Here is a 24,947-nt window from a genome sequence, read left to right as displayed (position 1 = left end):
CCCGCGAAGTACGGGTCTAGGTGCGGGGTGCGGCCCCAGGCTCAGCGGCCGACAGGAACGGCCGCTGGTGCGACACCCCCATTCCCACGCACACGAGCACCCACGCAGTTGGCGGGTTGGTCGACCCGGCCGACGCGCGGACTCATGACAGCGCGGGTAGGGCGCGACAGTTCAATGGGGCGACTCGGGCCGGTTCAGCGCCCACCCCGGCCGGCGATCGGCCGAACCTCAAGCACGTTGCTGATGTGGAGGGGTGGAGGCGCACCGAAATGCCTTCCAGTCGCACGACTGCGATGTGGGTCGAAACGCTCCCGTGACGGTTGGAAGCGATGCGGGTGTGACGAGTGGGACTGGAGAGGCGTTGAGCCTCATCAAGTGCGGGGTTAGTCGCATGCCAAGCCCCGAACCGTGCCGTTGGAGCGGCCAAACCCCCGCCAGCGCCGCTTGGCGCTGCGCGGCCGCCGGGGCTACAGGCGTTGGATGATCGTGCCCGTTGCCAGCGCGCCGCCCGCGCACATCGTGATGAGCGCGAACTCCTTGTCGCGGCGCTCCAGTTCATGCAGCGCCGTGGCGATCAGCCGGGCGCCCGTCGCGCCCACCGGGTGGCCGAGCGCGATCGCCCCGCCGTTCACGTTCACCTTCTCCAGGTCCTGCTCGAAGACCTGCGCCCAGCTCAGCACCACCGAGCCGAACGCCTCGTTGATTTCGACGATGTCGATGTCCTTGAGCGACATGCCCGCCTTGCCCAGCACCGCCCGCGTCGCGTCGATCGGCCCGTCGAGGTGGAAGTGCGGGTCCGACCCGACCAGCGCCTGGGCCACGATCCGCGCGCGCGGCTTGAGCTTGAGGGCGCGCGCCATCCGCTTCGACGCCCACATGATCGCGCTCGCGCCGTCGGATATCTGGGAGGAGTTGCCCGCCGTGTGCACGGCGGTCGGCATGACCGGCTTCAGCCGGGCCAGCGCCTCCATCGATGTGTCCCGCAGGCCCTCGTCCCGGTCGACGAGCCGCCACATCCCCTGGCCTGCCGCTTGCTCCTCCTCCGTCGTCGGGACCTGCACAGCGAAGGTTTCGCGTTTGAAGCGTTCCTCGCCCCAGGCGGTGGCAGCCCGCTCCTGGGACAGCAGGCCGAGCGAATCGACCCGCTCGCGCGTCAGGCCGCGCTTGCGCGCTATCCGCTCGGCCGCCTCGAACTGATTGGGCAGGTCTACGTTCCACTCGTCCGGCCACGGCTTTCCCGGCCCGTGCTTGGACCCGGAGCCGAGCGGCACCCGCGACATGGCTTCGACTCCGCAGCTGATGCCGACATCGATGACCCCTGCGGCAATCATGTTGGCGACCATGTGGCTGGCCTGCTGGGACGAACCGCACTGGCAGTCGACCGTCGTCGCGGCCGTCTCGTACGGCAGACCGACCGCCAGCCACGCGTTGCGCGCCGGGTTCATCGACTGCTCGCCGGCGTGGGTGACCGTACCGCCGACGATCTGCTCGACGCAGTCGGCGTGGATGGCGGTACGTCCGAGGAGTTCCCGGTAGGTCTCGCCCAGGAGATAGGCGGGGTGGAGGTTGGCGAGCGCGCCTCCGCGCTTGCCGATGGGGGTGCGTACAGCTTCGACGATGACGGGTTCCGCGGCCATGAGCTCGTCCTCTCCTTGTCCGCAGGACGTCCCCCGGCGCCCCCACGGCAGCTGCGCAACTAGTACGCGTTCTAGTTATCCGAGTAGTCTGACGAGTGCCGCCCCGGCAGCGCAAGGGTCTTGCACGCCTTGCGCACGCACTCCCCACGCAACAGATGACGCCGGGAGCCTTGCCAGTTATAGAACTCGTTACTACATTCCCGGCAACTCAACTTCTGATGGGTCGTCAGACATTGGAGCTGCCGATGCACTGCCCCGCGCTGCCCGAAGGGTTCGACTTCACCGACCCCGACCTGCTCCAAGCCCGCGTACCGCACCCGGAGTTCGCACAGATGCGGCAGACCGCCCCGGTGTGGTGGTGCGCGCAACCCCCCGGCATCTCCGGTTTCGACGACGAGGGCTACTGGGCCGTCACGCGGCACGCCGACGTCAAGTACGTGTCCACACACCCGGAGCTCTTCTCCTCCCACACCAACACCGCCGTGATCCGCTTCAACGAGTCGATCAGCCGCGACCAGATCGAGGTCCAGAAGCTGATCATGATCAACATGGACCCACCCGAGCACACCCGCGTCCGCCAGATCGTCCAGCGCGGCTTCACGCCTCGTGCGATCCGCTCCCTGGAAAACGCCCTGCGCGACCGCGCCCGCTCGATCGTCAATACGGCGATCGCCAACGCGGCCGACGACAACACCTTCGACTTCGTCACCAACATCGCCGTCGAACTCCCCCTCCAGGCCATCGCCGAGCTCATCGGCGTACCGCAGGAGGACCGGTCGAAGATCTTCGACTGGTCGAACAAGATGGCGGCGTACGACGACCCCGAGTACGCCATCACCGAGGAAGTCGGCGCCGAGGCGGCCATGGAGATCGTCACGTACGCGATGAACCTCGCCGCCGCCCGCAAGGAGTGCCCGGCCAAGGACATCGTGTCGCAGCTCGTCGCGGCGGAGGGTGAGGGGAATCTGGGCTCGGACGAGTTCGGCTTCTTCGTGATCCTGCTGGCAGTGGCCGGCAACGAGACGACGCGCAACGCGATCAGCCACGGCATGCACGCGTTCCTGACGCACCCCGAGCAGTGGGAGCTCTACAAGAGGGACCGCCCGGACACGGCCGCCGAGGAGATCGTGCGCTGGGCGACACCCGTGGTCGCCTTCCAGCGGACGGCCACGCAGGACCTCGAACTGGGCGGGCAGCAGATCAAGAAGGGGGACCGCGTCGGCATCTTCTACTCCTCGGCCAACAACGACCCGGAGGTCTTCGCCGCCCCCGAGACCTTCGACATCACCCGCGACCCGAACCCGCACCTCGGATTCGGCGGCGGGGGCCCGCACTTCTGCCTCGGCAAATCCCTCGCCGTACTGGAGATCAACCTCATCTTCAACGCGATAGCGGACGCCCTCCCGGACCTGAAACTCGCCGGCGACCCGCGCCGCCTGCGCTCGGCCTGGCTCAACGGCATCAAGGAACTCCAGGTCACCACCCGCACTACCTGAACGTCGGAGGTGGGGGTCAACTCCCTCTACGCCCCGCCCCCACCTCTCACCGGCTGATGTCGTCGTAGTCGTTCCGGGCCCGGTCGACCTTGGCGAGGTTGGCGGTGGACCATTCGGCGAGATGCGCGAAGAGCGGGGCGAGGCTGCGGCCGAGCTCGCTGATCTCGTACTCGACGCGAGGGGGGACCTCCGGGTAGTACGTGCGCACGACCATGCCGTCGCGTTCCAGCTGCCGCAGCCGCTGGGTCAGCACCTTCGGCGTAATCCTGGCGATCCGTCGCTCCAGCTCGACGAACCGCTGGCGGCCGTGCGCGTTCAGGGTCCACAGGATCGGCGTGGTCCACCGGCTGAAGACGACGTCCACGACCGGCGCGATCGGACAGGCCTGTTCGGGGTCGGTCGACGGCGGCGCGAGCACCGTCTCGGTTGCCTTGGCGGCCATGCGGGCACTCCCCCACCTAGTCACTTTCCTCTAGGTACCTACTAGACCGACGCTGTTAGCGTCGCATGAACAACACAGCGGAACCACACGGGAGTTGTTCGTGATCGTAGTAACGGGAGCGACCGGTAACGTCGGCCGACCGCTCGTAGAGGCGCTCGCGGCAGCCGGCGAGCGGGTGACAGCGGTGTCCCGGTGTGTCACGGCCGCGGACGTGCCAGAGGACGTGACACACCGTCAGGCGGACCTGGCCATCCCGGCGGACCTGTGGCCCGTTCTCGACGGAGCCGACGCGCTGTTTCTGCACGACACCGGCCCGGGGGCGCACCTGCTGAGCCCGCAGGACATCATCGACGCCGCAAAGGCCGGCGGAATCGGACGGATCGTACTGCTGTCCTCAATAGGGGTCGCGACCCGGCCGCGGTCGCCCTCCCACGGAAGCGTGGGACTTTCCTTTGACAACGCCGTCCGACAGTCGGGCATGGACTGGACGATCCTGCGGCCCGGCGGCTTCGCCTCCAACGCGTACGCATGGGCCGAGTCGGCACGTACCCGACGGACCGTCGCCGCGCCCTTCGCTGACGTCGGCCTGCCGGTCATCGACCCGGCCGACATCGCCGAGGTGGCCGCCGCGGCACTGCGCGAGGACGGCCACGCCGGGCAGGTCTACGAACCGACCGGGCCCACTCTCAGCACGCCCCGGCAGCAGGCCGAGGCAATCGGCAACGCGCTCGGCGAGCTGGTTCGGTTCGTCGAGCTGACCCGCGAGGAGGCGCGTGCGCAACTGCTGCGGATCACGCCCGAGCCCGTGGCCGAGACGGCCCTCGACATCCTCGGCGATCCCAAGCCGGCCGAGCAGCGGATCAGCCCCGACGTCGAGAAGGTCCTCGGCCGCCCACCCCGGGCCTTCGCCGACTGGGCGCTTCGCAACATCGCCGCCTTCCGGTAAGGCCTGCGTGGTGAAGACGATGACGAGGGGGGCCTCGCCCTGGAATCCAAGGCGCAAGGCGCTAATCACCCATTGTCGGGCGGGCGTTGGGTTGTAATGGCCACATCAACAGATCTGTGGTTTGATGCGGACTCAAGATCAACTGCGTCTCTCCTGAAGGACACTTGTGCGTCTTCCCCGTCTTGCCGCAGCGGCCGTAGCAGCCGCCGCGCTCGCCGCCATTGCCGCCCCCACCACAGCCAGTGCGGCCCCCACCGTCACAGAGCGCACCGCGACCGGTGTCGATGTTTACACCAGCCAGGAGAGCGATAAGGAGATACGGGAGTACTGGACTCCAGAGCGCATGAAGCGGGCCAGCCCCATGGATGCGCCCAAGGCCAAGCCCGGCAAGCGCCCCGTCGACAGTCCCGCGAAGAGGATGAAGCTCTCCGCCTCGGCCAAGGGCGTCATGCCCAAGGCCACCACGACCCAGCTGAACGCTGCGACTGCTACGACGGTCTCCGTCGCCCAGGAAGTCCCCTATACCAACAACCCGGCCTACAACACCGTGGGCAAGTTGTTCTTCAAACTGCCCGACGGCAGCCCGAAGGAGTGCAGCGCCTCCTCGATCCTGTCGAAGAACAAGAACACGATCTGGACGGCCGGGCACTGCGTCCACCTGGGCAACGGCTCAGGCGACGCCGGCTGGATGCGCAGTATCAAGTACGTGCCGGGCTACCGGAACGGGGAAGAACCCCTCGGCTCGTGGACCGCCCAACGCATGTACGCCCCGTCGACTTGGATTGCCGAAGGCGACACCAAAGAATCGGACATGGCGGCCATCGTCCTCAACCCCGTCCTGGTCTACGGAACTCTCGAGAACGCCGTCGGCGGCGCGCTGGGTTACCAGTTCACCGAGAACGGCACCGACTTCACCGACGTCCACGCCGTCGGCTACCCCGTCGAGGGCAACAATCGCACCGACCTCAACGGCCAGCGCATGATGTACTGCCGGGGCAACACCACCGACTACAGCTCCTTCAACCCCTTCGATGACCGCATCGCGATCTCCTGCGACATGGAAGGCGGCGCCAGCGGCGGCCCCTACATCGACAACCTCATCGAAGGCGCCCCGGTCATCATCGGCGCAGTGAGCCACCACGTAGAAGACCAGGCCGGAAACCGCGTCGACGACAAGCTGCTCTCCTCCGAGCACGGTGCCAACGCAGCGGCAGTGATCAACGCTGCCAACGCCACCTGACACCTGGCCAGCAGCACAAAGGACCCTCCCCGCAGATCGGAGAGGGTCCTTCGCTATGGCCCGGCTTCAGTCCACGACGCTGTTGGGCATATCCATGGGCTCGGCGTACTTCCTGTCCTCATCCCACATGGCCTCGAAGATCTCCTGATCGCTCATCTTGTCAAGCTTCGCCTTCGGGGGAAGCGTCTTCCCTGACTTCGCCAGCGCGGCCTTCCACGCCCGGATGTGGTCCTCGCGCGTCTCAGTCGGCACGTGCCCCTCTACGGACACCACGTGATCATCACTCATCGCTATCGTCACACCCGCTGTTGCCGCCGAGCCACACAACGCACCCAGCAGCACGGCCAATGCCACAGTCCTCTTCCGTGCATCCATGCTGCTCAGCTTATGAGTTGCCCGGCGGGTCACTCAGAGATCGACCCCTGCGGCACGTACGAAGATTGTGAAGGCGGTGCGGGAGACGGTGAAGGCGGGGCCTTCGGGGATCTTGGAGTCGCGTACGGCGATGAGGCAGGGGGCTTCGGCGATTTCGACGCACTCGCCACCCTGGTCGCTGCTGTAGCTGGACTTGCGCCAGGCCGCCGCGCCCAGGGGGGCGCACTCGACGCAATCGCCGCCCTGGTCGCCGCTGTAACTCGACTTACGCCACTGGGCGCTGGTCAGTTCGAGGTTGCTCCTCATAGCGTTCCTCCATGATGCGCCGGATCAGCTCCGCCGAGTCCTTGAGGGACAGGGCCGCCGCTTGGAGGTGATCGTAACGGAGTGAACAGTCCCTGACAGTCTCCGGATTGGCCGTCGGATGGCCCATTCCATAGCCCTCCGTGTAGAGGATGTCCGGGTCGCTGGAGAAGCGGAAGAGGCTGAAGGATCCTGTCAGGCCCGCGTGTGCACCCGACTCGAACGGCAGCACCTGGACGAAGATCCTGGGGTCCGTCTCGAACGACAGCAGATGGGTCAACTGGTCCCGCATGACCTCCGGACCGCCCATCACCTGCCTCAGCGCCGCCTCGCTGAGGATCGCCCACAGCAGCGGCGGCTCCTTCTTCTCCAGGATGGACTGGCGGGCCAGCCTGACCGTCGTACGGTCGTCCAGGTTGTTCTCGTCCATGGCGCCGAGCACGGCCCGCGCGTACGCCCTGGTCTGGAGCAGGCCGTGCACCATGTGCGTCTGGAAGGTGCAGATCTCGGTCGCCCGCGCCTCCAGCTCCGCCACCTGCTGGAACCAGACCGGTAGTCGACTTCGCAGTACGAGCCCGAGCAGCCGGGACAGCATTCCGCCCGTCTCCAGCGCCAGGTCCACGCGTTCGCTGAACTCGGCCGTCGGGAGCTTGCGGGCGGTTTCGATCTGGCCGACCAGCGAGCCGGTGTAGTTGATGACCGAACCGAGCTGTTGCTGGGTGAGTCCGGCCGCTTCGCGGTAGCGGCGGAGTTCGTAGCCGTAGTAGTCGAGCGGTGATGCGCTCGGGTCGAGGATGTTGATGTTGACCAAGGCAGGTCTCCCTCGCTCAACTCCGCCCCCTTTGAGGCGGATTGCGTTTTGAGGCGTTGCTGAGAGTAGTCGCACGGATACGTTCTTCGTAAGTGGGCCTGGGCTATCCGCACTGGTGAATGATCAATAACGTTGGGTGGTCAGCCCGTTACCGATCGAGGGAGCATCCGACCAATGCCTACGGCCCAGCACGTCCCCGACCTGCTTTCGCCCGAGTTCGCCGCGAATCCGTACGCCGCCTACAAGGTCATGCGGGAGTCCGCGCCGCTGTTCTGGCACGAGGCGATGCAGAGTTACGTCATATCCCGGTACGAGGACGTCGAACGGGCCTTCAAGGACAAGGAGTCGGTGTTCACCACCGACAACTACGACTGGCAGATCGAGCCCGTGCACGGGAAGACCATCCTTCAGCTGAGTGGGCGTGAACACGCCGTGCGTCGTGCGCTGGTCGCTCCCGCGTTTCGCGGCAAGGACCTCCAGGAGTTGTTCCTGCCGGTCATCGAGCGCAATGCGCGCGAGCTCATCGACACCTTCCGGGACCGGGGCACTGTCGACCTCGTCGACGCGTTCGCGACCCGCTTCCCGGTGAACGTCATCGCCGACATGCTCGGTCTCGACAAGGGTGACCACGCGAAGTTCCACCACTGGTACACCACCGTGATCGCCTTCCTCGGGAATCTGGCCGGTGACCCCGAGGTGGCGGCGGCGGGCGAGCGTACGCGCGTGGAATTTGCGGAGTACATGATTCCGGTCATCCAGGAGCGCCGGAAGGCGCCGGGGACCGACCTGCTGTCCACCCTGTGCGCGGCCGAGGTCGACGGCGTACGGATGAGCGACGAGGACATCAAGGCATTCTGCAGCCTGCTGCTCGCGGCGGGGGGCGAGACCACCGACAAGGCGATTGCCGCGCTGTTCGCCAATCTGCTGGCGCACCCTGAGCAGTTGGCCGCCGTACAGAAGGACCGGACTCTCATCGACCGTGCCTTCGCCGAGACCCTGCGCTTCACTCCGCCCGTACAGATGATCATGCGTCAGACTGCGGTGGACGTGACGCTCAGCGGTGGCACCATCCCGGCGGGCGCCACCGTCACGTGCCTGATCGGGTCCGCCAACCGTGACGAGAGCCGGTACGCCGATGCGGATGCGTTCAATATTTTCCGGCAGGACCTCACCGCTACCAACGCCTTCTCCGCCGCTGCCGATCATCTGGCGTTCGCCCTGGGGCGGCACTTCTGCGTCGGCGCTCTGCTGGCGCGGGCCGAGGTGGAGACCGGCGTGAACCAGCTGCTCGACGCCATGCCCGACATCCGGCCGGCGGACGGCGCCGAGATCGTCGAGCAGGGCGTGTTCACGCGGGGGCCGCAGGCCGTGCGGGTGGTCTTTACGCCCGTCGGCTGAGGGCTGTGGGCCCTCCCCGCGCCGGTGGTTCACACCGGCACGGGGAGGGCGCTACCTCTCAGCTGTTGATCAGGTCGCGCGCCTGGGCGTAGACGGTGGCGTCGGTGAGCAGTCCGTTGTGGCTCAGGCAGGCCGTGCGGGTGTTGGTGGCGCCGGAGAGGGCGACGCTGCTGTCGGGGTTGATCACCGTGTCGCAGGGCGACCACCAGGTCGCGTAGCGCGGGGATCCCGGTGTCTCGTCACCGGAGTTGAGGGCGGTCAGGAAGTCCGATCCCGCCCGCATCTCGGTGCACGAGGGGTCGAAGCAGCTGTTGGCTGTGTCGGTGCCGTGGTTGGGTCCGCCGAGCGATACCCATGCTTCGACCTTCGTGTCGCCGCCGAGGTTCTTTGTGTAGTGGCGGGAGGACAGCCCGCCCATGGAGTGGGTTACGACGTCGAGCCGCGCGGCTCCCGTGGCTGCCAGCAGCCGGTCCACCTCAGTGGCGAGCTGCTGGGCGGTGGTGGCGTTGGACTGGCGGGAGTCGTAGCTCCACTGGTCGAGGTGCGAGGCGGGCCAGCCGTCGGCCTTGAACCGGCTCACCATGGTGTTCCAGTTCGACGCACTGCCGTTGTAGCCGTGGACGAACAGGATGGGATTGCTGGAGGGGCTGTACGTCGACGCCGTGCCGGCCGCACCGGCCGGCGTCGTGGCTTGAAGGGGGAGGAGCAGGGCGGCGGCCGCAGCGGCCGTGATCAGGGGCTTTCTCACGGTGACCTCAGGGGATTCCGGGCGAGCGGGACAGCGCGGGGGCGCTGGGGGACGGGGAAGCTGGGGAGGGCTGTCGTCCCGGGTCGCGGAAAGACCGAAGGCACCGGTGCCGTAGTGCGAGGGTGGGGAAAGGTTACTGCCGGGTAGCCAGGAGGTGGCAAGACGCGTGCACGAAATACTTCCGGACGTCAGACGACACAGGAGGGCCTGAAGGCCTGGTCGGCCGGGCCTGTGCGCTCCAGCGCGTGCAGAACCCACTGGTGGACCACCGGGTCGTTGGGCGCCTGATCGTGCTCGATGACGTTCAGCGGGCACGCGTCCTGGAGGGTGACGTTGGTGACCTCGCGGGCCGATCCGTCCAGGAAGGCGCTGGTGTAGGGCGTGACGACCTCGTCGTACCTGGTGGTGACGACGGTGTAGTGGGGGCCCGCCGGTGTCTCGTCCTTGGCGTTCAGGTCGGTCAGGAAGTCTGAGCCCGCCTGTTGTTCGTCACATGCCGGGCACGCCGTGTTCTCCAGACCGGCGGGCCTGACGAGCGGGGTTTCCGTCCCGTGGTTGGACGGGACTATCCCGACCAGGTCGTCGACCTTCGTCGCGCCGCCGAGGTTCTTGATGTAGTAGCGGGGCATCATTCCGCCCTGACTGTGGCCGACGAGGTCGGCCTTGCGTGCGCCGGTCGCCCCGAGCACCGCGCCGACGAACGCATCCAGTTCCTCTGCCGATTCGGCGATGGGTCCCATGGCGTTGCCGCCGTAGTTCAGCGCGAAGACGCAGTAGCCCTCGCTCTTCAGCCTGGGGCTGAGCGTCGGCCAGTTCTTGGCCATGTTCTCGAACGTACCGTGCACGAGAACGACCGGCTCCGGATGCTCGGCGCTGGGCTTGCAGGACCAGTCATTGGCGCCGGGCGGAGAGACGTCGGTGGTGTCGCCGACGGCGGACGGAAGGGGGGAGGCGATGGTTGCGGTGACCGCGAGGGCGGTGGCGGTCAGGATTGAGCGCAGTCTCGACACGGGGGTGTCCTTCTGAGGCGAAAGGGAGGCGAAAGGGAGGCGGAACCGCTGAGGGTGGCTGCGGTGTGGCGCGAGCGGTGCGGATCTCGGCCCGAACACCGTTCGGCAATGTCGTGCGGTGCGGCGATTTTGCGCGCATGTTACTCGCGTGTCAACCATCCGGGGATTCGCTGACAATGCGTTGACCTGCTCTCCGGCATCGCCGTAGTGTGAAGCGGACTAACAGCGCCAATCGCTCATTGGGCTCAATATGGCTGTAACGTTCCGCATCCGCCGCCGGGCTGCTGTCCTCGCCGGCTCAGTCCTCTTGGTGTCGGGCCTGCCGTTCACGCTGTCGGCGTGCGGCTCCGCCGATCCCCCGGCGGGGCAACCGGCCGGCGAACCCGCCCTCGTGTCTGTGGAGTTCGGCCCCACGCTCACTGATGCGCTGAAGGCGCAGGTCGCGGCGGCCGAGCAGGCCGCCAACTCCGCCAAGGACAGCCGGAAGGTATGCACGACGGATCCGGCCGACCGATCGGCTTGCCGTAACCCCAGCGGGAAGATCGATCCCAACGGCGGCGACGTGGACGGCGACGGAGTCTTCGAGCCGCACGAGCCCGTCGGGCCCGGCTACAAGGACCCGCGCGCGTACGACGGTGGCAAGACTTCCGGTGAGACTCAGTGTGAGTGGCTGCGGTCGCAGGGCATCGCCTGCTGAGCGAGCGACAGTTCCTCCGTCACGAGAAGTTTCTGGCGGGGCTATCGTTCCGGCAGCTCAGGCAGCAGGCCCCTTCAGCCATGGAGACTCGGATGATCACTGTTGTCGGCGAGAGCCTCGTCGATCTGGTGCGCACCGCATCGGCATCCTCACCACCGAGCGAGCACCCTGGTGGGTCTCCCGCCAATGTCGCGGTGGGCCTCGCCCGCCTTGGCGTCCCCGCCACACTGATCACCCAGCTCGGGAACGACGCGTACGGCCGCCTGCTGCGGGGCCATCTCGCCGCCTCCGGCGTCGCCGTCCGTTCGCTCGCCGGCCCGGCCTTCGCCACCAGTACCGCGACAGCGGTACTGGACGAGCACGGCGCGGCCAGCTACGACTTCCGCATCACCTGGGACGTACAGAAGCCCCTGAAGCCCGCGACCGGCACCCGGTGCCTGCACACCGGTTCGCTCGCCACGGCCCTCGACCCCGGTGCCCGTGCCGTCGAAGAGCTCCTGACCGGGCTGCGCGCGGAGCACGGCGTGACCGTGAGCCTCGACCCGAACGTACGCCCCGCCCTCCTCCCCTCCCGGGAAGAGGCCCGCGCCCGCATCGAGCACCACGTCGCCCTCGCCGACATCGTCAAGGTGAGCGAGGAGGACCTGGCCTGGCTCTGTCCGGGCCAGGATCCGGCCGATGTCGCCGAGCGCTGGCAGCGCACCGGACCCGCCCTCGTCGTGGTCACCCTCGGCGCCGCCGGCAGCCTCGCCACCGCGCGCGGGGGAACGGTGCGCCGGCCCGCCCCGGCCGTGACCGTCGCGGACACCGTCGGAGCGGGAGACGCCTTCACCACCGGCATGCTCCACTGGCTCGACAGCGCCGGACTGCTGGGGCGGGCGCAGGACACCCTGCATGCGCTCGACGCCGACAGCACCTCGCGGATGCTGGACGCCGCGAGCCTGGTGGCGGCACTCACCTGCTCACGCCCCGGTGCCGATCCCCCCGGCCTCCACGAGCTGCGGGCCTTCCGGATGTCTAGTGCGACGCCGGGGTGAAGGACACCGGCAGGGTGGTCAGGCCGCGCATCCAGATGGAGGGGCGCCAGGCGAGCTCCTCCGGGTCGACCGCGAGCATGACGTCGGGCAGGCGCTCCAGCAGGGCTTCGATGGCCGTGCGGGCCATGACGTCGGCCAGCTGCGGGGCGGGGTAGGGGCAGCGGTGTTCGCCGTTGCTGAAGGAGAGGTGTGAGGAATTGCCCTCCGCGCCGACGTGGCCCTCGGGCCAGATCTGCGGGTCGGTGTTGGCGGCGGCGAAGCCGAGTACCAGGCAGTCGCCGGCCTTGATGTGGCGGCCGCCGAGCTGCACGTCGCGGTCGGCCCAGCGGCCGATGAAGTTCTGGGTGGGAGTCTCCAGCCACAGGACCTCGTTGAGGGCCTGGCCGACGCTGAGACGGCCGCCGGACACGTTCAGGGCGAACCGGTCGTCGGTGAGCAGCCGGCGCAGGGTGTTTCCGATCCAGTTCGCGGTCGGCTGCTGAGCGGCGGCGATGATGGAGATGAGGTCCTGGACGATCTCCTCGTCCGCCAGGCCCGCCGGGTGGGCGCACATGCGGGAGATGATGTCCGGGCCGGGCGCGGACCGCTTCTCCTTGACCAGCTGCTGGAGGCGCGCGCCCACCCGTCCGTACGCCGCCACCGGGTCGTCGCCCTCCGCCGCGTCGAGGGTCATCCGCAGGTCCTCGACCAGGTCGTCCGTGTCGGTGCCGTGGGCCGGCATTCCGCACATCTGGACCGCCGCGCGCATGGGCAGGGCATGGGCGTACGCCGACATGAGCTCGGCCTGGCCGCTGCCGGCGAAGCGGTCGATGAGCTCGTCGGCGATCTTCCGGCAGTTGTAGCCGAGTTCGAACTGGTCGACGGCTTCCAGGGCCTCGCTGATGACCCCCGCGCGACGCTGGTGTTCCAGGCCCTCGGTGAACAGGACCGAGGGCTGGTAGCCGACGTACGGCAGGAGCGGCCAGTCGGCCGGGATGTTGTCCCACTGGTTCCAGCGCCGGGAGTCGCGGGCGAACAGCTCGTCGTGGGTGGTCACGTAGGAGACCTCGGAGTAGCCGAGGACCAGCCAGGCCGGGATGTCACCGTCGAGGAGTACGGGGGCCACCGCCCCGTGTTCGCGGCGCATCTCCCGGTACAGCTCGGCGGGGGTCTGCTGGTACTGGAGGCCGCTGAGCCGGATCGCGCCGCCCGCGTGCGCGGGGCAGCCCGGCGGCGGCGTGACCCCGGGGGCGGCAGCGGAGGCGGTGAGGTCGTCGCTCATGGGGTCGTCTCCTGTGCCAGGGCCAGCTTGTAGAGATGGTCGACGAGGGTGATCAGGACGTGCTTGCCGTCGCTTCGCACCCGGGCGTCGCAGTCGAGCAGGGGGATGTGGTCGGGCAGGGCGAGTGCCTGGCGGATCTCGGCCAGGGAGAAGTACGCGGCGTCGTCGTCGAACCGGTTCACGGCGACGACGAAGGGGGTCCTGTGGTGTTCGAGGCGGTCGATGGCGTACCAGGAATCGCTCATACGCCGGGTGTCGACCAGGACGACCGCGCCGAGGGTGCCGGCGAACAGCCGGTCCCACAGGAACCAGAAACGTTCCTGCCCGGGAGCGCCGAACAAGTAGAGCACCGTGGTTTCGCTGAGGCTGATCCGGCCGAAGTCGAAGGCGACCGTCGTGGTGGTCTTGTTGGCGAGGCCCGTCGTCTCGTCGACGCCGACGCCCGCCTGCGTCATGTACTCCTCCGTGTTGAGCGGGCGGATCTCGCTCACGGACCGGACGAGCGTGGTTTTGCCTACGCCGAAACCGCCCACGATGACGATCTTCAAGCCGGTGTCGGCGGCATCGGCGAGCGGCGTGCGCTCCGGCGCCTCGGTGAGTGCCTCAGAGATTGCGGAGTCCATGCAGCACCTCCTTCAGCAGGGCGGATTCGGGCAGGTCTGCGGCGGCCGCGGCCGTGCGCGGCCGCCGGGCGGTGATCCGTCCCGCGTCCAGCAGGTCCTCCAGGAGGATCCGTACGACGGTGATGGGCAGCCGCAGTTCGGCGGCGATCTCCACCACCGCGGCGGGGTGACGGCACAGCGTGAGGATGCGTACGTGCTCCGACTGCATGCCCGGCGCCGGGGCGCACTCGCTGACCACCAGGGTGACCAGATCGAACACCGTGGCGTCCGCGGTGCGGCTGCGGCCACCGGTCACCGTGTAGAGGCGGTCCGGCGACCCGGTGTCGACGGGGCGGCGGGTCATGACGTCGGACTGTCCTGCGCACTGTTGCGGGGTTCGGCGCGCAGGTGCTCGCCGATCTGCTCGACCATCTCGCTCATGTTGTGGCCGACCACGCCGGGATCGGCGCCGTCCGCGGCCACGACGGCGAGGTGCGCGCCCTCGCCGGCCTCGACGATGAGCAGCAGCCCGCCGTGGAACTCCGCCATCAGGTGGTTGACGCCGCCGGTGCCGTCACCGAACTCCACCGAGGCGCCGTGGGCGAGGGACTGCATCCCGGAGGATATGGCGGCGAGCTGGTCGGCCTGGTCGAGCGTGAGGTTGCTGCTGCGGCACAGCTTGAGGCCGTCGCGGGAGAGCACCAGGGCGTGCCGGGTGCCGGGGGTGTGCTCCACGAGGTTGTCCAGGAGCCAGGTCAGGCTGGTGTCGGTGGTCTGCACGGTGGTCATGGGCCGGTTCAGCGCGGTGCGACGGTCGGCCCGTGCCTCCAATCCGGTGATCGGTCGGGTGGGTGTGGATCTTTATGAGTCTTGTGGGTCTTTACGGCGCTGGGACTGGTGGAAGGCTCCGAAGCTCGTACCGGCGTTCCGGCCGCGCGGGGCGGGCGGGATGTCCTTGGGATCCGGGGAGTCGGCCCCGGCGTCGGGCCGCCCCCGCTCGGCGTCGGCCATCGTGCGTCCCGGCGGCCGTACCGGAAGGCCGCCGACCGTCGCGGCACCCGCCGGGAGGTCGGCGGCGCGCACGGGCAGCGGCGGGAGAGCGCGCGCGTGCGCGGGCTCGGGCGCCTGGACGGCTGCCGTACGTGTCGGAGCCGCGGCCGGGACCGGACCGCGCTGCTGGGCCATCAGCTGGAGCGGGAGCAGCACCACCACGCCCGTGCCGCCCCGGGAGGACGGCCGGTAGTTCACGGAGATGCCGTACTTGGCGGCCAGGATCCCGACCACTGCCAGTCCGAGCCGGGTGCCCTGAAGGGTCGCCAGGTCCGTGGACTTGCCCGAGACGGCTTCCACGGCGCGCCGCATCGCCGCGTCGGCCATCCGCAGGCCGCTGTCCTCGACGGTGACGACGATGCCGGCGCTGCGCTCTTCCACGTACACGTGGACCTCGTCGATGGGCGGCGAGAAGTTCGCCGCGTTGTCCATCAGTTCGGCCAGCAGGTGCATGACGCCCTCGGCGGCGAACCCGGCTATCGCGGCGGTGCTCGCGTTGTGCAGCCGCACCCGCCGGAAGTCCGCGATACGGCCGACCGCGCCCCGCAGGATGCTTTCCATGACGATCGGCTTGTTCCAGGCCCGGCTCGCCCGGCCGCCCATCAGGATGGCCAGGCGGTCGGCGAGCAGGCCGAGCTGCGAGGTGCTGTGGTCGAGCCTGAGCAGGTCGCTGAACACGTCGGCGCCGTGCCGGTCCTGCATCTCGCGGAGGTCGGCCAGCATGCTGACAGCCTTGGCCTGCACCCGGCCGAGCGCCTTGGCGCTGGCGGCCTGTGCGGCCGCCGCGCGCCGCTCGCTGACGCCGAGTTCCCGGACCATCTGCTCCAGCAGCGCGCCCACGCGCCGTTCACCGGGCATCTCCAGGCCGGCGAGGACCGTATCGGCGGACGCGCCCTGACGCAGCGCCGCCACGGCGGCGGGCAGGGTGGTGGTCGCCACGCGGTCGAGGTCTTCGGCCCCCCGGCTCATCTGCCGTACGGTCGCCAGCTGGTCGGCCTCCGCCGCTGCGGCGCGCCGGGCCGCTTCGCCCAGTTCGGTGGTGAAGACCCTGAGCACGCCCTCCAGCTGGGGGTCGGCGGGCCGCTGGGCGGACGCGAGTGCGGCTTCCACGTCCGAACCGTCGCGCAGGCGCTGAACCATCCGGGGCAGCGTGACGTTCACCAGGTGCGCGGTGTCCCCGGCACTGCGGGCGATCCGCTCGCGCAGGGCCGTTGTCTCTTCCTGGGCCACGCGCCGGGCGGTGGCGAGCCGGCCGGCCAGCACAGTGGCGGTGACGGTGAGCGCGAGGACGCACAGGCCGCCGACGACGACCGTACCGAGCACCCATGAGCGTGCCGCGTCCGGCGCCAGCGCCACCGCGGTGCCACCGGCCGCCGAGGCGACGGCCAGTCCGGCCGCCGGCGCAGTCCAGGGCGGGCGCCGTTTCGATACGCGGCGCGGGCGGGCTGCGGCAGGCGTTGTCATAGCACGGGTCCCTCAGACGGTGTGCGGGCTGGCCGGCCGGCAGCAGAGCCACATCTGGTGGCGGACCGGGGAAAGTTGACGACGGTGATGATCCGCTGGGCCTTGGCCATGGTAACCACGGAACGTGATGCGACTGGCCGCCTTCGGACATTGCGTTCAGCATCTGCGGAGATCATTCCGTTTTGCCTGGCCAACTGAAATAGTCGAACGGACACCACGTGACCGACTGAATCGGTGGAGAAATGTGCTCTACGGAACAGAATTAGCAGCTGGCCGTCACCGAGCGGACGCGGCACCGCCGGCTGCGCGAGCAGGGGCGTACGGGACGTGACGAACTATCGGCGTACCGCGGCTCATCACGCGGCGCACCGACCCCAACGCCAGGGAACTCGCGGCCACTTCACTGCTCGCGCTGCCGCTCGACGAGGCGTCGGTGAAGGTGGCGTCCGGGCCGCCCGAGGACGGGGACGGGCCCGACGGGGAGCTGGGGGCCGTCGCACATATCGGCTCTGGGGAGCGACGGTTCGCGTTCGGCGGCCGACGCGGGCTGAAGGAGTTCGCGCGGACCGGCCAGGACGTACGTCAGACCGAAGCCCGCGGCGACCACCGCCGCCCCGCCGACCGCGTCCAGCACCCAGTGGTTGGCGGTGGCGACGATCGCGCAGACGGTGAAGAAGGGGTGGAGCACGCCGAGCAGCTTCATCCACAGCTTCGGCGCGATCAGGACGACCACCAGGCCGCACCACAGCGACCAGCCGAAGTGGAGCGAGGGCATCGCCGCGTACTGGTTCGTGAGGGCCGTCAGCGCGCCGTACTCGGGGCTCCCGAGGTCCTGCGGGCCGTGAACCGTGTCGATGTAGCCCAGGCCCGGCATCAGGCGCGGCGGGGCCAGCGGATAGAGCCAGAAGCCGGCCAGTGCGAGCACGGTCGCGAAGCCGAGGGAGCTGCGGGCCCAGCGGTAGTCGGCGGGGCGGCGGACGTACAGCAGCGCGAGGATCGTCAGCGGTACGAAGAAGTGGAACGACGCGTAGTAGAAGTCGAAGAAGGCTTCCAGGGGGCCGAGTTCCGCCACCGCGTGGTTGAGCCGGCGCTCGATGTCGATGTGCAGGAACTGCTCCGCCGTGAGAATCTGCCACGCGTTTTCCTCGGCGGCGGTGCGCCCGCCCGCCGCGGCCGTGCGCACCTCGGAGTACGCGGAGTAGCCGGCGCGGATCAGCAGGAGTTCCAGGAGCAGGTTGGGGCGGGTGAGGGCCCGGCGCCAGAACGGCAGCAGCGGCACCCGTCTCCAGCGGCCCGCCGCCGGTTTCGCGTAGTCGGTGGGGAGGGGCCGGAGCCAGTACGGCGAGGTGCGCGACACGAAGGGCACCGCGCAGGCCGCCGCGAGCGCCGCCACCAGCAGGGCGTTGTCGCGCAGGGGAATGAGCGGCGCGACGTTCGGCAGCAGCATCGTGCCGGGCAGCGTCATCACCAGGACGACGGCCACGGGCCACACCCTGCGGTCCGAAGACCGCTTTCCCACCCGGCCGACCACCGCGAGCAGCACCCACAGCAGCTGGTGCTGCCACGCCGTCGGCGACACGGCGACGGCGACGCAGCCGGTCAGGGCGACCGCGAGGAGCAACTGGCCGTCCCGGGCGTAGCGGACGGCGCGCCGCAGTCCGAGTACGGCGACGGCCGCGGCCAGGAGCAGGAAGAGTGCGATCTCCAGCGGGCCCTCCAGGCCGGACCGGAGCAGCGCGCCGTGCAGCGACTGGTTGGCGAGGCTGTCGGGGCGCGCGCCGAGCCCGGCGCCGGCCACGTGATGCACCCAGTACGCCCATGAGTCCTGCGGCAGCGCGGCCCACGCCAGGGCCGAGCAGGCGGCGAACGTGCCACCGGTGGTGAGCGCGGCGCGTCTTCGGCCCGTCAGCCACAGCAGGGGCGCGAACAGCAGCACGGTGGGCTGGAGGGCCGCCGCGATGCCTATGAGGACGCCGGAGCTGCGTTCACCGCGCGCCCGGAAGCAGCCGAGGAGAACGAGGAGGACGGGGATGATGCTGGTCTGGCCGAGGTGGAACGTGTTGCGCACCGGCAGCGACAGCATCAGCAGGCTGATGGCTACGGGCGCGGCGAGCAGCGCCGTTCGCCGGGAGACGGGCCCCGGCAGTGCGCGGGCGACGACCACGCCCAGTACGGCGACGAGCAGCAGCGTCCCGAAGGTCCAGGCCACGCCGAGGCTCTCCTCGGCCGAGCGGGCCAGCGGCTTCAGGACGAGGCCGGCGAAGGGGGTCCCGGAGAACCGGCCGGCGTCGTAGAGGGAGCCGGCGACGTGCAGGACGCCCTGGTCGCCGATCCAGGTCTCCAGGTCGGTGAGGCGCTCGCCCGGCGGCGTACGCAGCAGCATCGCGATCTGCCGCCCGGCCAGTGCGGCCGCGACGCCCCACAGTGCGATCCGCGCCGCCGCGACCCTGTTTCCGGCGCCGATCGCCCCGGCCGCGCCGCCCGGTCCGCCTGGTCCGCCCCGCTCCGCATTCGCCACGTCGCGCCCGACCCTCCCCGCCTGTCCCCGCACCCAGGGTGCCCGGTGCGAAGAGCCTCGCACTGACCTGTACGAAAGACGCAGGCAATCCCCGATTCGCCTGACTGTCATCCGGTTTTGCCCGAAGGGCCTCGCTTTCCACGATCCCCGTTCCGCCAATGCGGCGCGACTGCGGGAACCGCCGGTCCCGGAACTGCGGGCGGCGTACGGCAGGATGGGCGCATGAGTATCGTGAAGATCAACGTGCTGACTGTGCCGGCCGAGCAGCGTGAGGTGCTGGAGAAGCGGTTCTCGGCGCGGGCCGGGTCCGTGGAGAACTCCGACGGCTTCGAGTGGTTCGAACTGCTGCGGCCCGTCGAGGGGACCGAGCAGTACCTCGTCTACACCCGGTGGGCCGACGAGGCGTCGTTCCAGGCGTGGATGGAGGGCCCGATGAAGGCCGCTCACCAGGGTCCGGGCGCGGGTGAAGGCGGCGAGCGTCCCAAGCCCGCCGCCTCCGGCTCCACACTGTGGTCGTTCGAGGTGGTCCAGCAGGCCGCTCCGAAGAACGGCTGATCAGCTTCCCTCCGGCCCGCGTTACATCCGCAACAGGCGTTCGGTCGCCTCGCGGTACGAGCGCAGGGCGACCCGCAGTTCCTCCGTCTCGGCCTCGGTCTCCCGGTCCTTGCCCGCCCAGGCCGAGACGAGCGAGCCGTGCCGTTCGGCCAGGGCGTCGGTCAGGCAGCGGGCGGCGTCCTCGAAGACGCTGTCGGCCTCCTCGACCGCGCGCCGGGGGCCGTCCACGAAGGTGTTGACGGCCTGCTGGAGGCGCAGGGCCAGCTTCTCGCGCTCACCCTGGGGGATCAGCGGGGCCTCGGAAGTGGTCGCGGGGGTGCTCGGCGGGGTGTTTGGTGGGGTGCTCGCCCCGGTGCCCGGATCGGCGTCGTACGTCATCACGCGCCACTCCCCTTCGGGTGGTGGCCCCGGCCCAGCGACCACGGGGCGTGGCTACGGCCGTGGCGGTCGTCGGCGCGCTGCGGGCGGTGCCTGCCGCTGTCCGCCGGCTTGGCGCTGACCAGCGTCTCGAAGAGCTCACGCGCGTCGAGCATGGCCTCGCGCATCTGCTCCGTACTGCTGTCGGTGTTCGCCACGCGGTGCACCCGGCGATAGCCCTGCACCTTGTCCGCGTGGTGCACGGAGAGCGCGGAGACCTGCTCGTCGTACTGCTGCTCGGCCGGGAAGCCCCGGTCGGCCGCGAGCCGTGCCAGCAGCCGGTCCGCCTCGACGACGGCGTGCTGCGGGGAGTCGACGAACTGCTCCTGGATCGCCGCCCAGCGGTCGACGTACCGCGCGCGCGTCTCGGGGGTCAGCGGCCGCAGTTCGAGTGACCCGTGCCGCTTCACGCGCTCGTCGAGCTCGCGCTCAGCCGCCTTGGTGTCACCGTCGTGGTGGGCGACGACCCTGTCGTACTCGGGACCGAACCGCCTCTTCAGTCCGCGCCCGCCACCGCGCCTGCCCGGTCCGGCGACGAAGAACACGGCGGCCAGGAGAATGACGACCACCGCTATCAGAACGATGATCCAGACTGTGGACATGACTGCCTTCCCGGTGCTGTCGTTCCTGCAACGGCTTGTCCCACTGCGAGTAGCCAGTAATTCGCATGCCAAACGGTCCGGCGTACCGGTACAGACATGACCATGACCAGGAACGTGACCCCCGAGCGCCAGGACACTCGCCGTCCCCTTCTCCGTCAGCACCAGTCGCCCGGGCAGCAGGTCGTGATCCGCCCTGGGGGGCGGACCGGGATGTGCAGCACGGCGGCGGTCCGCCGGACGGCCTGCCGGGGCGGGGACCCCGCTGGGCATCGGGTCGGCCGGTCTGGATAATCGCTGGCAGTTCGAGGGAGGGGACCCACGGTGAACGGACACACATGTCCCGAGTGCGGTACGGACCGGGGTGCCACGTCCGACGACGGCAGACCCGGGTGCGGGTGCGGCGGCGAGCCGACGGCCGAGGATTTCAGTCCGCTCCGGATACGTCCGTACGTAACGCTGCACGGGCCGCCGGAGTCGGAGCATGACGGCGGCGTGGTGTCGACGAGGCCGCTGGGGGTGCTGAGCGGGCCGCCCGGAAGTGGCCCGGAGGTGGGCAGTTGGCGGGAGGGCTCGCAGGACTCGCAGTACTCGCAGTACGGAAGCCCTGGCGACGCGGACGACGCAGACGATACCGACACCGTGTTCGCACTGGGCTCCGGCCAGGGACGTGCCTCACGCCGCCGGGAGCAGCGCAAGGGCCCGGCGATGTGGCTCGCGGTGGGTGCGGCCGTCGTCGCGGTCGTGGGCACCGCCGCGTTCGCCGGCGGGCTGTTCTCGGGGAGCGACGAGCAGGAGTTCGCGCTGCCGGATCTGGCGACCGGCCCGCCGGCACCGAGCGGCGCCGCGGAGGCGACCGCGTCGACCGCATCGACGGCGTCCGCGACCGAGTCCGGCGCCGCGTCCTTCGTGCCGGCCCCCTCGGCGTCCGCCTCCGCGTCGGGAATCGCGGTGGCGTCGGCCTCGGCGTCGCGGTCGGCCGGCGCGTCCTCGGCCGCCCTGCCCGGCTCGTCGGAGCAGACCACGGCGGCCTCGACGGCGGCTGCCCCCACGGCGGCGGCCACCACGGCGGCGGTGGAGCAGGCGCCCGAGCAGCCGGCCGCCGGCGGCCCTGTGCTGAGCAGGGGCGACCGGGGGCCGGAGGTGGTGGAACTGCAGAACAGGCTGGCGCAGGCCCAGTTCTACGACGGCCCCGAAAACGGCCGGTTCAACGACCGTCTGGAACAGGCTCTGCGCGCCTACCAGTCGTCGTACAACATCCAGGGCGACCCCGAGGGCACCTATGGCCCCAACACCCGCCGTGCGCTGGAGGCGGAGACGCAGGAGCCCTGAGACGGCCGTCGCAAAGGCTTTGCCGATGCCGTGAAGGGGGGCGGGCTGGCGTTCCCCCGTTTCGTTTTGTATCGTGGTGGAACAAAGTGGCCTCCGCTCGTTTTCCCTGACCGGCGGGCGGGGCCGCTTGTTTCTTTCTTCCGCGCTCTGGAGTACGCCGATGCCGGCAGCCACCACCGTCCTGAACACCAACGCGCTCCTGCTGGACATGGACGGCACGCTCGTCAATTCCGACGCGGTCGTGGAGCGGGTCTGGCGTCGCTGGGCCGCCGCGCACGGCCTGGACCCGGAAGCCGCCCTCAAGGTCGTACACGGCCGCCAGGGGTACGCCACCATGGCCGTGCTCCTCCCGGACCGCCCCGTCGAGCGGAATTACGCCGACAACCGCGAGCTCCTCGCCCAGGAAACCGCCGACGTCGACGGCGTCGTTCCCGTCCCCGGCGCCCCGGCGTTCATGGCCGCGATCGCCGGCCTCCCGCACGCCCTGGTCACGTCGGCCGACGAGGCACTGGCCCAGGCCCGCATGACAGCCGCCGGGCTGCCGATGCCGAGCACGCGCGTCACGGCCGAGCTGGTCGGCGCGAGCAAGCCGGACCCCGAGGGCTTCCTGAAGGGCGCGGCGGAACTCGGCCACGCGCCGGCCGACTGCGTCGTCTTCGAGGACTCCGAGGCGGGCATCACGGCGGGCAAGGCGGCCGGGATGCGCGTGGTGGGCGTGGGACCGCGCGCGGCCGCCCACGCACCGACGGTGCACGTGAACGACCTCACGCAGGTACGGATCGAGGCCCTGCCCGACGGCACGGTGCGGCTGCACATCACCGCCTGAGAAGCCCGCCGAGTCCGGTCTAGGCGGTCACCAGGTTGACGGCTCACCTCTGGCGTTCGTGACCTGCTCGTACTGAGCGTCTCTGATTGGCTTAGTGATCCCCAGAGTTGCTCAGGGATGTGAGCCAATCGCCTTCGTGCCCTGGTGCTGAACGGCAGGAGCCGTCGGCCCTCGTGGCATGTCCCTCCGGACGCTGGTCGGTGAGGTCTCGCGGCCTCACCGAGGAGGGTGCCCGACGTCGCCTGGGCGCCGGACGCGCGCGTGACACTCTGCCACAGGATCGCTACGGATCGCTAATCCGGCTGGTGAGCCTGGGCGGCTCCCGGAAGCTCGAACACAACGATGACCGCCATGGTGGATTGCCTCTCTGGTCGACTGCCGTTCCCGCCACCCAGTCGACCAGCATCCGCAGGGGGGTGCACAGAAAGCGCCGCCATGGGAGGTACTACGACGTACAAACCGACCTTCGTGCGACAGATCAGCCGGCGACCGCCTCGTACAGGCTGAACGCCGCCAGCGCCAGCATCAGCGCCGCCGCCACCTTCGTGATCAGGCTCAGCGGTACGTACCTCATCAGCGTCCGGCCGCCCACGATGCCGATGCCCGCGACCGCCCACAGGGCGAGCACCGCGCCGAGGCCCACGGACACCGGGTTGTCGTAGCGGGCCGCGAGGGTGGCCGTCATGATCTGCGTGAGGTCCCCGAACTCCGCGACCAGGATGAGCATGAAACCCGCGCCCGAGACCTTCCAGAAGGACTGGTCGGCGGGGGCCTTGATCTCCTCCTCGCCCTCGTCCTTCTTGAAGAGCAGCACCAGCGCGCCCGCGAGGAAGAGGACACCGACGACCGCCTGCACCAGCCGGTGCGGCAGCAGGGTCAGTACGCTGCCCGCCGCGATGGCGAGGGCCACGTGCACGGTGAAGGCGGCCGCGACGCCCGCGAAGACGTACGACGCGCGGTAGCGGGTGCCGAGCATGAGACCGGCCAGGGCGGTCTTGTCGGGGAGTTCGGCGAGGAAGACGGTGCCGAAGGTGATCGCCATGATGGTGAGACTGATCATGGGGGTTGGGTTCCTCAATCGGTCGGGCTGCCCGCACCGAGAGAAACCTGCGTGAATCAGGGGTCGCTTCGGCACGGCAGCGTCGTAAAAAGACAACAACACTGCGGCCGAAGGTCTCGCTGGCGGGCTGGATTCCTACTGGATTCCTCGTCCGCCTCCGGGCGCCGGCTGAGGCGTGCTCAGCAGTATGTCGACGGTCCGGCGAAGAGCTACTCCCCTTCTGCTCCGTACAGGGTACGCGACCGGGCCCGGTCAGGGTCCTTGGTCCCGGAAAGCCTGCCCCTCCTCCCCCTCCTCCCCCTCCTCGCGGTGCAGCCGCCCACGCGCCACCAGTTCCAGCACCGCCGCGACCGCGACCGCCTGCACCGCGAGCAGCGCGACCAGTACGAACAGCTGCACCACCCCGGCGAGCAGCGGCGACGCACCGCCCAGCAGCATGCCGACGAAGGCGCCCGGCAGTGTGACCAGGCCCACCGTCCTGGTCTGGTCGAGGCCGGGCAGCAGCGCGTCGGAGGCGGCGGGGCGGGCGACCTCCAGCCTGGCGTCGCGGTCGATGAGCCCGAGCGCCATGCCCGCCTCCACCTCCCCGTGCCGCGTCGCGAGCTCGTCGAGCGCCCGCCGCCCGCCCAACACCGTCGCGGTGAGCGCGCCGCCGATGAGGATGCCGGTGACGGGGACGAGCGCGATGCCGTCGGCCGGTACGAGCCCGGTGAGCAGGAGCGCGGCGACGACGGGGAAGACGCCCACGCCGATCGGCAGGGCGGCCCACCACCAGGTGGCGTTGGGGGTGATGCGCCGTCCGGCGGTGCGTACGGCGACGGCGTACATCAGGGCGAGGAACGCGAGCAGCAGCCATCCGGAGCGTACGACCCAGCCGATCAGGAGCGACACGGCGGCGAGCTGGACGGCCGCCCGCAGGCCCGCGACTGCGACGGAGCGCCCCCGGCCGCGGGATCCGTCGTCGGAGAGGTGGGCGCAGGCGACGACGGTCACCGCGACCGCGAGCAGCACGGCGAGAACCGCTCCGAGCGTGAGGTTGGCGGGCAGCAGGACCTGGGCATCGGCGGCGAGAGACCTCGCTGGCGGGGCGGGCACCGCTCAACTCTAGGCCCGGACTTCGCGG

At 69.8% G+C, this 24,947-nt stretch carries 26 protein-coding genes; 9 read left to right on the top strand and 17 right to left on the bottom strand.

What is annotated here, in order from left to right; all coding sequences use genetic code 11:
• Positions 1–467 precede the first annotated feature (467 nt).
• Positions 468–1,637, bottom strand: a complete 1,170-nt coding sequence (locus tag J7E96_RS29710) for a steroid 3-ketoacyl-CoA thiolase (protein ID WP_215135727.1) — start codon at positions 1,635–1,637, stop codon at positions 468–470.
• A 245-nt stretch (positions 1,638–1,882) separates the two neighbouring features.
• Here J7E96_RS29710 and J7E96_RS29705 point away from each other — a divergent pair, with 245 nt between their 5' ends.
• Positions 1,883–3,133, top strand: coding sequence for a cytochrome P450 (locus J7E96_RS29705; RefSeq protein ID WP_215135725.1), 1,251 nt, complete (start codon positions 1,883–1,885; stop codon positions 3,131–3,133).
• Positions 3,134–3,179: 46 nt separating this feature from the next.
• Here the strand turns inward: J7E96_RS29705 and J7E96_RS29700 are convergent, their stop codons facing one another.
• The gene (locus J7E96_RS29700; protein ID WP_215135723.1) at positions 3,180–3,575 is read right to left on the bottom strand and encodes a helix-turn-helix domain-containing protein; all 396 of its coding nucleotides are present in this window, start codon (positions 3,573–3,575) and stop codon (positions 3,180–3,182) included.
• A 100-nt stretch (positions 3,576–3,675) separates the two neighbouring features.
• Between J7E96_RS29700 and J7E96_RS29695 the strand changes: the two genes are divergently transcribed.
• Positions 3,676–4,521, top strand: coding sequence for an SDR family oxidoreductase (locus J7E96_RS29695; RefSeq protein WP_215135721.1), 846 nt, complete (start codon positions 3,676–3,678; stop codon positions 4,519–4,521).
• Between the two features lie 166 nt (positions 4,522–4,687).
• Entirely contained in the window at positions 4,688–5,761 is a 1,074-nt protein-coding gene (locus J7E96_RS29690; protein WP_215135719.1) for a serine protease, read from the top strand.
• Positions 5,762–5,827: 66 nt separating this feature from the next.
• Here J7E96_RS29690 and J7E96_RS29685 read toward each other — a convergent pair whose 3' ends face one another.
• The 3 genes from J7E96_RS29685 to J7E96_RS29675 are packed head-to-tail and all read right to left on the bottom strand — an operon-like array spanning position 5,828 to position 7,250.
• Complete coding sequence (locus J7E96_RS29685; RefSeq protein ID WP_214907412.1) at positions 5,828–6,136, bottom strand: hypothetical protein; 309 nt, start codon at positions 6,134–6,136, stop codon at positions 5,828–5,830.
• Between the two features lie 33 nt (positions 6,137–6,169).
• Entirely contained in the window at positions 6,170–6,442 is a 273-nt protein-coding gene (locus tag J7E96_RS29680) for a DUF397 domain-containing protein (RefSeq protein WP_215135717.1), read from the bottom strand.
• Entirely contained in the window at positions 6,402–7,250 is an 849-nt protein-coding gene (locus J7E96_RS29675) for a helix-turn-helix transcriptional regulator (protein ID WP_215135715.1), read from the bottom strand. The genes J7E96_RS29680 and J7E96_RS29675 overlap by 41 nt, the downstream gene beginning before the upstream one ends.
• Before the next feature lie 174 nt (positions 7,251–7,424).
• Here J7E96_RS29675 and J7E96_RS29670 point away from each other — a divergent pair, with 174 nt between their 5' ends.
• Positions 7,425–8,648: a cytochrome P450 gene (locus tag J7E96_RS29670; protein WP_215135713.1), complete on the top strand. Its 1,224-nt coding sequence runs from the start codon at positions 7,425–7,427 to the stop codon at positions 8,646–8,648.
• 58 nt (positions 8,649–8,706) lie between these two features.
• Here J7E96_RS29670 and J7E96_RS29665 read toward each other — a convergent pair whose 3' ends face one another.
• Positions 8,707–9,396, bottom strand: coding sequence for a triacylglycerol lipase (locus tag J7E96_RS29665; protein ID WP_215135711.1), 690 nt, complete (start codon positions 9,394–9,396; stop codon positions 8,707–8,709).
• 188 nt (positions 9,397–9,584) lie between these two features.
• Positions 9,585–10,406, bottom strand: coding sequence for an alpha/beta fold hydrolase (locus tag J7E96_RS29660; protein WP_308296190.1), 822 nt, complete (start codon positions 10,404–10,406; stop codon positions 9,585–9,587).
• A 250-nt stretch (positions 10,407–10,656) separates the two neighbouring features.
• On the opposite strand from J7E96_RS29660, the gene J7E96_RS29655 reads away from it, so the two are divergent.
• Both J7E96_RS29655 and J7E96_RS29650 read left to right on the top strand, forming a co-directional pair.
• Entirely contained in the window at positions 10,657–11,103 is a 447-nt protein-coding gene (locus J7E96_RS29655; RefSeq protein ID WP_215135707.1) for a hypothetical protein, read from the top strand.
• A gap of 92 nt (positions 11,104–11,195) precedes the next feature.
• Positions 11,196–12,140 carry a carbohydrate kinase gene (locus J7E96_RS29650; protein ID WP_215135705.1) on the top strand — a complete coding sequence of 315 codons (945 nt, stop codon included), beginning with the start codon at positions 11,196–11,198 and terminating at the stop codon, positions 12,138–12,140.
• Here the strand turns inward: J7E96_RS29650 and J7E96_RS29645 are convergent.
• The 6 genes from J7E96_RS29645 to J7E96_RS29620 form a co-directional block, all read right to left on the bottom strand.
• Positions 12,121–13,401 carry a cytochrome P450 gene (locus tag J7E96_RS29645; protein WP_215135703.1) on the bottom strand — a complete coding sequence of 427 codons (1,281 nt, stop codon included), beginning with the start codon at positions 13,399–13,401 and terminating at the stop codon, positions 12,121–12,123. The genes J7E96_RS29650 and J7E96_RS29645 overlap by 20 nt on opposite strands.
• Positions 13,398–14,024, bottom strand: a complete 627-nt coding sequence (locus tag J7E96_RS29640; RefSeq protein ID WP_215135701.1) for an ATP/GTP-binding protein — start codon at positions 14,022–14,024, stop codon at positions 13,398–13,400. Before J7E96_RS29640 ends, J7E96_RS29645 begins: the two co-directional genes overlap by 4 nt.
• On the bottom strand, positions 14,005–14,367 hold the full coding sequence (locus tag J7E96_RS29635) for a DUF742 domain-containing protein (protein ID WP_215135699.1): 363 nt from the start codon (positions 14,365–14,367) through the stop codon (positions 14,005–14,007). The genes J7E96_RS29640 and J7E96_RS29635 overlap by 20 nt, the downstream gene beginning before the upstream one ends.
• A complete protein-coding gene (locus tag J7E96_RS29630; protein WP_215135729.1) occupies positions 14,364–14,783 on the bottom strand; it encodes a roadblock/LC7 domain-containing protein in 420 nt (139 codons plus the stop codon). The genes J7E96_RS29635 and J7E96_RS29630 overlap by 4 nt, the downstream gene beginning before the upstream one ends.
• An 81-nt stretch (positions 14,784–14,864) precedes the next feature.
• The gene (locus J7E96_RS29625; RefSeq protein WP_215135697.1) at positions 14,865–16,517 is read right to left on the bottom strand and encodes an ATP-binding protein; all 1,653 of its coding nucleotides are present in this window, start codon (positions 16,515–16,517) and stop codon (positions 14,865–14,867) included.
• A 400-nt stretch (positions 16,518–16,917) separates the two neighbouring features.
• Entirely contained in the window at positions 16,918–19,035 is a 2,118-nt protein-coding gene (locus J7E96_RS29620; protein WP_374196726.1) for a bifunctional glycosyltransferase 87/phosphatase PAP2 family protein, read from the bottom strand.
• Positions 19,036–19,257: 222 nt separating this feature from the next.
• Between J7E96_RS29620 and J7E96_RS29615 the strand changes: the two genes are divergently transcribed.
• On the top strand, positions 19,258–19,590 hold the full coding sequence (locus J7E96_RS29615; protein ID WP_215135694.1) for an antibiotic biosynthesis monooxygenase: 333 nt from the start codon (positions 19,258–19,260) through the stop codon (positions 19,588–19,590).
• 21 nt (positions 19,591–19,611) lie between these two features.
• Here the strand turns inward: J7E96_RS29615 and J7E96_RS29610 are convergent, their stop codons facing one another.
• Both J7E96_RS29610 and J7E96_RS29605 read right to left on the bottom strand, forming a co-directional pair.
• On the bottom strand, positions 19,612–19,971 hold the full coding sequence (locus J7E96_RS29610) for a hypothetical protein (protein ID WP_215135692.1): 360 nt from the start codon (positions 19,969–19,971) through the stop codon (positions 19,612–19,614).
• Entirely contained in the window at positions 19,968–20,609 is a 642-nt protein-coding gene (locus J7E96_RS29605; protein WP_215135689.1) for a hypothetical protein, read from the bottom strand. The genes J7E96_RS29610 and J7E96_RS29605 overlap by 4 nt, the downstream gene beginning before the upstream one ends.
• A 321-nt stretch (positions 20,610–20,930) precedes the next feature.
• On the opposite strand from J7E96_RS29605, the gene J7E96_RS38570 reads away from it, so the two are divergent.
• Together J7E96_RS38570 and J7E96_RS29595 are read left to right on the top strand one after the other, a co-directional pair.
• The gene (locus tag J7E96_RS38570; RefSeq protein WP_215135687.1) at positions 20,931–21,938 is read left to right on the top strand and encodes a peptidoglycan-binding protein; all 1,008 of its coding nucleotides are present in this window, start codon (positions 20,931–20,933) and stop codon (positions 21,936–21,938) included.
• Positions 21,939–22,098: 160 nt separating this feature from the next.
• Positions 22,099–22,764, top strand: coding sequence for an HAD-IA family hydrolase (locus J7E96_RS29595; RefSeq protein ID WP_215135685.1), 666 nt, complete (start codon positions 22,099–22,101; stop codon positions 22,762–22,764).
• A gap of 478 nt (positions 22,765–23,242) precedes the next feature.
• Here the strand turns inward: J7E96_RS29595 and J7E96_RS29590 are convergent, their stop codons facing one another.
• Both J7E96_RS29590 and J7E96_RS29585 read right to left on the bottom strand, forming a co-directional pair.
• Entirely contained in the window at positions 23,243–23,824 is a 582-nt protein-coding gene (locus J7E96_RS29590) for a TMEM165/GDT1 family protein (RefSeq protein WP_215135683.1), read from the bottom strand.
• Positions 23,825–24,076: 252 nt separating this feature from the next.
• The gene (locus tag J7E96_RS29585; RefSeq protein ID WP_215135681.1) at positions 24,077–24,919 is read right to left on the bottom strand and encodes an ABC transporter permease; all 843 of its coding nucleotides are present in this window, start codon (positions 24,917–24,919) and stop codon (positions 24,077–24,079) included.
• Positions 24,920–24,947 lie beyond the last annotated feature (28 nt).

This window comes from Streptomyces sp. ISL-96, from assembly GCF_018614035.1.
GTDB lineage: Bacteria > Actinomycetota > Actinomycetes > Streptomycetales > Streptomycetaceae > Streptomyces.
This window is presented reverse-complemented; position numbering and strand designations above follow the sequence as displayed.